Raw genomic sequence first — 4,421 nt, forward strand, 5'->3', positions numbered from 1 at the left:
ACGGCCGCTGATTATTTATCGACGACGCTACATCTCGGGCTCGTAACCACATCGTACATCATGAGTGGATTGTTTATAATCGGATTGATCGTTCAACTCCGCTCCAAACGATATATACCCGCGGTATATTGGACCGTCGTCGTTCTGATCAGTGTCGTCGGCACCCTCATTTCCGATAACTTAGTCGAGAATCTGGGAGTTGCGCTCAAGACATCCTCGACAATATTCGGCGTCGCTCTTCTGGTGGTTTTTGCTATCTGGTGGCTAAGCGAGAAAACGCTCTCCGTTCATTCGATCGATACAAGAAAGCGAGAGCTGTTCTATTGGGCGGCAATTCTCTTTACGTTTGCTTTGGGCACTTCAGCGGGGGATCTCGTCTCCGAGGCATCTGGGCTCGGCTACCCGTTAGCGGCGTTGCTGTTTGTCGGATTGATTGGGCTCACGGCTCTCGCATATTATCGCCTGCACATCAACGGCGTATTGGCGTTCTGGATCGCCTACATCCTCACGCGCCCGCTCGGAGCGTCCATCGGCGATTTGCTCTCACAATCGGCAAAAGCCGGTGGCCTAGGCTTGGGCACGACCATTACAAGCGTGGTGTTTCTCGCTACGATTATTGGGTTGGTCGTCTACTTGACGATAAGCCGCAGAGATCGCATCTACGCACTCGACCCGCAATAGGAACGCCTTTAGCGCGACTGCTCTGGAACATGCGTGCGTCGCGCCCGTGCCCGACGCATCCCCTCTTGCGCAAGGTTGACGCTCCCCATTTTTCCAAGACCGGCCACTCCGACGTGCATCATTTCCCTCCCACCTCCTCCGGCGGGGCCATGAACTCGGCACCGATCGGACTATCGACTTCCTCTGCGACGATCCGGTCGATCTCGGCTTTCGTCGCCGCGTCGAGCGAGAAGCCAAATGCTCCCGGCACGGCGTCCACCTGCTCCGGCCGCCGCGCGCCCCAAAGGGCTACGCCGACGCCGGGCTGGTCGAGTACCCAGCGGAGCGCGAGATGAATCACGCGCTTACCGAAGCGCGTTAGAGCCAGGGCATCGAGGCGTTCTACTGCGCGCAGGTATTGCTCGAACCGGGGAGGCTGGAACTTCGGATCGTTGCGGCGCAAGTCGTCGCCCATAAAGGTCGTGTCGCTTCTCATTCTTCCGCTGAGCAATCCCCTACACAGCGCACCGTACGTGAGCGACGTTAGGCCGTGCGAAACGCCATACGGAAGCACCTCGCGTTCCGCATCCCGCTCGAAGAGATTATACGGCGGCTGTAGCGTATGGAGAGCGGCGTATTGCCGGAACTCGTCCATCTGAGCGGGTGAAAAGTTGCTGACGCCGATCGCGCGGATTTTCCCAGCGTCGTGCAACGCTTGCATCGCCTGGGCTGTTTCCTGCATCGGCGTAGCCGGATCCGGCCAGTGCACTTGGTAGATATCAACGTACTCCGTTTGCAGACGCCGCAACGAATCGTCTAGCTCCTTGCGCACGCGAGCGGCGGAAGCGTTGCGACGCACGTTCCCCTCCTCGTCCCATTCGAGCCCGACTTTCGTTGCGACGACGACGCGATCGCGCCGACCCTTGAGCGCGCGGCCCACCACCTCCTCGGAATGGCCCTGCCCATATGCGGGTGCGGTGTCGATCGTCGTTATTCCAGCGTCGAGAGCGCGATGGATCGTCGCGATCGCAGCATCGTCGTCGGCCCCGCCCCACATCCATCCGCCGATGGCCCACGTTCCCAGGGCTATGCGCGAAGGCCGAATATCGGTGTCTCTAATTTGCGTAAATTCCACGATGATCACCTCGACGAAGCAGCTGCGGCCGTGCGCTAGGCCGCTTACAAAATCCGCGCCGCGCGCCGAAAAGTATGCACGCGGGTTTCGCGCGTTTGCGGTATCGTGAGCCTTCGCTCATGGTAGCACCCTGCCTCGCTAATTCCAACGATAGGACCGGGCAGTATCAAGACTCACGGCGCAGAAACCTGTACATGATGGAGGTTATTACGATGATTGAATCGACCGGTCCAGTGCGCAATATCGAACGCGTGATTCGCGGTGTCGCGACGAGCGATGGCGCCGGCGTTGCCTTAACGCGCATCATCGGCCAACCGGCGCTTCCGGATCTCGACCCGTTTTTGCTGCTCGACGAATTTCGCTCGGATAAGGCGACCGATTATATCGCAGGCTTTCCCGATCATCCCCACCGCGGTTTTGAGACGGTAACGTACATGCTTGCCGGCCGCATGCGCCATCGCGACAACAAGGGGAACTCCGGGCTGCTCACGGCGGGAAGCGTGCAGTGGATGACTGCCGGCCGCGGGATCGTCCACTCGGAGATGCCCGAACAAGAAGACGGGCTCATGTGGGGCTTTCAACTCTGGGTCAACCTCCCTCGTAAAGACAAGATGACCGACCCCGGCTACCAAGACATCGCACCCGAACGGATTCCGGACGTCGTCTCGGGGGGCGTACACGTTCGCGTTCTCGCCGGACAATACGGCGGGGCTACCGGGCCGGTTCAGGCTCCCGATACCGATCCGACCTACCTTGACGTCGAACTCGCCGCGGGCGCGACATTTGAGACGGCACTGCCGAGCGAGCAGAACGCCTTCGCCTACGTTTACGACGGTACACTCACCATCGGAGAGGATCGCCCGGGGCAACGAACCATCGTGCGCGGGGAGTTGGCGGTGCTATCGCACGGAGAACGTGTGGCGGCGCGCGCCGCAGAGGGCGGAACACGATTTATTCTCGTCGCGGGCCGGCCTCTGCGCGAACCCGTGGCACGCTATGGGCCGATCGTCATGAATACGCAAGCCGAGCTGGAAATCGCCTTCGACGACATCCGCTCCGGACGGTTCTAGCACCGCCTCGACGCGACTCTTCGCGTGGACTTACCAACACTTTAGCGGCTGACGTCGTCTATTCTATAAATACCCATCGCAGGGAGCCGCGAATGTGCCATTAGTTCTCGAAAACGGACTTGTCGATAGCGCCCGGCTCGGCGGCGCAGGCCTCGAGCGCCTGATCGTCGCTGTGTGGCCCGAAGCCTACCGGATCGCGTTTAGCATTCTCCGGGACCGCGGCCTTGCCGAGGACGCTGCGCAGGAAGCATGCGCTTCGATAGCGCGCGCACTACCTATGCTAAAGAGCACGAACGGCTTCGCTGCGTGGAGTTACAAAATCATCACGAACCACGCAATAACGGCAGCGCGCCAACGCTCCCGCATGCAGACGGCGGATGCCCTCGACGATCGTGCAGCGCACATCGATCGAAGCGACGCGTTGGACATCGAGAAGGCACTCGCCGCGCTCCCGGTTGCCCAGCGGAGCGCGATGCTCTTGCACTACTACGCAGGCCTGAGCAGCAGCGAGATTGCCGCCGCGACCGGCCTATCCGCCTCAACGATTCGCTTTCACCTCATGCTGGCGCGAAGAACGCTACGCAGAGCGCTTTCTGCCGAAGAAGCAACCATCGCCCCGACTTCCGAGGAGGCCATTCACCATGTCCACTAACGCACGTATTCAAGCAGCTATGCAGACGATGGTTCAAGGAATCGATGTGCCGCGCATCCGGCTAGAGGTCATCCAGCGAAAGATCTCGCAGTCTCAACCGATCGCTCGGCCTCAGCAGCGGCTCACGCGCTTCGCGCTCGCGACGGCAGCTGCAGTAACCATACTAGCCGTGACGCTTCCCGCGGTCTCCCCCGCATTCGTGCAAAGCCTCGAGGCGCGCTATCGCGCCGCCTTGCAGGCGCTTGGAGGCATCGCTCCACCCGCTGCGCCACAATCGCTGATATCGAAGTTGGCGCCGCGCAATGAGAATCTCGCTTCGGCACAATCGCATGTGGCCTTCACGATCGTTCCGCCCGCCGGGTTGCCACGCGACATCGTGTCGTCCGCGATTCAAGTAACTCCGGTCGGAATTTATTCGACACAGACGCATTCGTGGCGCGTTGGGCCGCTCGAAGTCAGGTTCGCCTACCGTCGCGCGGGAGGGCGCGAATTCATCTTGATCGCCGATCGCTACAATCCCAACGGCGAACTACCCGCGAAGTACATCTTTGAGGCAAAGGCTCCCGCTGCCGACGGGCGCCCCGTCCTGGTAAGACACGAACACTTTGCTTGGCGCAACGGCAACCAAATGATGACGGCAACCGAAGGGAGCGCTATCAGCGCCGCGGAGATCGCCGCGATTCAGTCAGCGATGCACGGCATCGCCGTTCCGCGCCGCAACCTTCACGCGCCAAGCGCGCGATCGACGATGACGCTTCGCGTAATCACCAAGCCGTAGTATTCGGCGCGAGCGCATCGGCGAGCGCGCGAAGAACGTCGACGGCGCCGAGTCCGCTGTTGCCCTTGTCGTCATATGCGCCCGGGCCGTTCGTCGCTTCCACTGCGATCGTTAGCTTCTGCCCGG

At 60.8% G+C, this 4,421-nt stretch carries 5 protein-coding genes; 4 read left to right on the forward strand and 1 reads right to left on the reverse strand.

Annotated features, from left to right (window positions below; all coding sequences use genetic code 11):
* A partial coding sequence (locus tag VMW12_13985; protein ID HUZ50833.1) for a hypothetical protein occupies nt 1-681 on the forward strand: 681 nt, incomplete at its 5' end.
* Between the two features lie 118 nt (nt 682-799).
* On the opposite strand, the gene VMW12_13990 is transcribed toward VMW12_13985, so the two are convergent.
* Nucleotides 800-1,795 carry an aldo/keto reductase gene (locus VMW12_13990; protein HUZ50834.1) on the reverse strand — a complete coding sequence of 332 codons (996 nt, stop codon included), beginning with the start codon at nt 1,793-1,795 and terminating at the stop codon, nt 800-802.
* Between the two features lie 194 nt (nt 1,796-1,989).
* Here VMW12_13990 and VMW12_13995 point away from each other — a divergent pair, with 194 nt between their 5' ends.
* The 3 genes from VMW12_13995 to VMW12_14005 all read left to right on the forward strand — a co-directional run bounded on the left by VMW12_13995 (nt 1,990) and on the right by VMW12_14005 (nt 4,295).
* The gene (locus VMW12_13995) at nt 1,990-2,865 is read left to right on the forward strand and encodes a pirin family protein (protein HUZ50835.1); all 876 of its coding nucleotides are present in this window, start codon (nt 1,990-1,992) and stop codon (nt 2,863-2,865) included.
* 94 nt (nt 2,866-2,959) lie between these two features.
* A complete protein-coding gene (locus tag VMW12_14000) occupies nt 2,960-3,517 on the forward strand; it encodes a sigma-70 family RNA polymerase sigma factor (GenBank protein HUZ50836.1) in 558 nt (185 codons plus the stop codon).
* The gene (locus tag VMW12_14005) at nt 3,507-4,295 is read left to right on the forward strand and encodes a hypothetical protein (GenBank protein ID HUZ50837.1); all 789 of its coding nucleotides are present in this window, start codon (nt 3,507-3,509) and stop codon (nt 4,293-4,295) included. The genes VMW12_14000 and VMW12_14005 overlap by 11 nt, the downstream gene beginning before the upstream one ends.
* Nucleotides 4,296-4,421 lie beyond the last annotated feature (126 nt).

The organism is Candidatus Dormiibacterota bacterium, from assembly GCA_035532835.1.
Taxonomy (GTDB): domain Bacteria; phylum Vulcanimicrobiota; class Vulcanimicrobiia; order Vulcanimicrobiales; family Vulcanimicrobiaceae; genus DAHUXY01.